Genomic DNA, 957 nt, shown 5'->3' with positions numbered 1-957 from the left:
TGCGAACGCTGCATGATCATAACGGTCGACCCTGGAGATTCCCATAAAGATCCTTCCCTATTAAAAACCGTCGTCAAGGAAAGGAACAATCATTTTGGCGTCTATGCTTCCGTCTTGCGGACAGGTCAAATCAGGCTGGGCGATCAAGTGTTTCTAAAGGGTTGATGGTGGATTAAGCGCCGATCTTGAAAAAACTGACAAATGAGCAACAGGCAAACTCTGATGTTTTCGAGTTTGCCTGCTGCTGAGGGCTGTTCCTGTTCGAGGGGCAGCTTTTTTGAACATGAAAAGGAAATCACCGGCCCTTCTTCAAATCGTCCTGGACACTTCGATCCCACATTTTAACCCCTGTATGGTAAGCGGAGCGGTTGATCAAATGTCCAGCGACGGGACTGGTCATGAAGATAAAGATGATGGCGAGCACGATCCGGAAATCGACATGGCCATGTTGATGATAAAAGTATAACAACGTGCCAATCAGGATGAACATGATTCCAAGCGTCGAGCTTTTTGAAGCAGCGTGATTCCTTGTATAGACATCAGGCAAGCGGATGATGCCGAAAGCGGATACTAGAAAGAGGAAGACACCCATTAAAAGGAATAGGCCGGATAGGATTTCAACGATTGCGGTCATCTTCAATGATCTCTCCTTTCTCGAGGAATTTGGCAAAAGCGACCGTTCCGATGAAGGAGAGGACTCCGAGCAGCAGAATGGCTTCAAGATAGGCGCTAGTGTCCATGACAATGGAGGCAAGCGCCACGATTGCGATCAGATTGATTCCCATTGCATCGAGTGCGATGACCCGATCCGGTACGGATGGCCCTATGATTAAACGGTAGAGGAACCCAGCCATGGAAAGGGATGCACCGAGCAAGGCTATTTTCAGCACTAAATCGAACATTATTTGCTCACCTCCATGATCGCCTTTTCGAATGTATGTTTAATACTATCCACAG

The 957-nt window shown here is 47.4% G+C and carries 3 protein-coding genes; 1 reads left to right on the top strand and 2 read right to left on the bottom strand.

All coding sequences use genetic code 11. From position 1 onward, the window contains the following. A partial coding sequence (locus tag CVN76_RS00960) for an MOSC domain-containing protein (RefSeq protein WP_157805402.1) occupies positions 1-165 on the top strand: 165 nt, incomplete at its 5' end. Between the two features lie 130 nt (positions 166-295). Here CVN76_RS00960 and mnhG read toward each other — a convergent pair. Continuing rightward, positions 296-634 carry a monovalent cation/H(+) antiporter subunit G gene (mnhG, locus tag CVN76_RS00955; RefSeq protein WP_100530097.1) on the bottom strand — a complete coding sequence of 113 codons (339 nt, stop codon included), beginning with the start codon at positions 632-634 and terminating at the stop codon, positions 296-298. After that, positions 618-902 carry a Na(+)/H(+) antiporter subunit F1 gene (locus CVN76_RS00950; protein ID WP_061142455.1) on the bottom strand — a complete coding sequence of 95 codons (285 nt, stop codon included), beginning with the start codon at positions 900-902 and terminating at the stop codon, positions 618-620. The genes mnhG and CVN76_RS00950 overlap by 17 nt, the downstream gene beginning before the upstream one ends. Between the last annotated feature and the right edge of the window lie 55 nt (positions 903-957).

Source organism: Bacillus sp. mrc49 (genome assembly GCF_002803435.1).
Note: the sequence above shows the minus strand (reverse complement) of the source record. Positions and strands in the feature narration are given on the sequence as shown.

Coding starts and splice junctions, on each gene's coding strand:
- mnhG (WP_100530097.1), bottom strand. CDS start 634: ATGACCGCAATCGTTGAAATCCTATCCGGCCTATTCCTTTTAATGGGT.
- CVN76_RS00950 (WP_061142455.1), bottom strand. CDS start 902: ATGTTCGATTTAGTGCTGAAAATAGCCTTGCTCGGTGCATCCCTTTCC.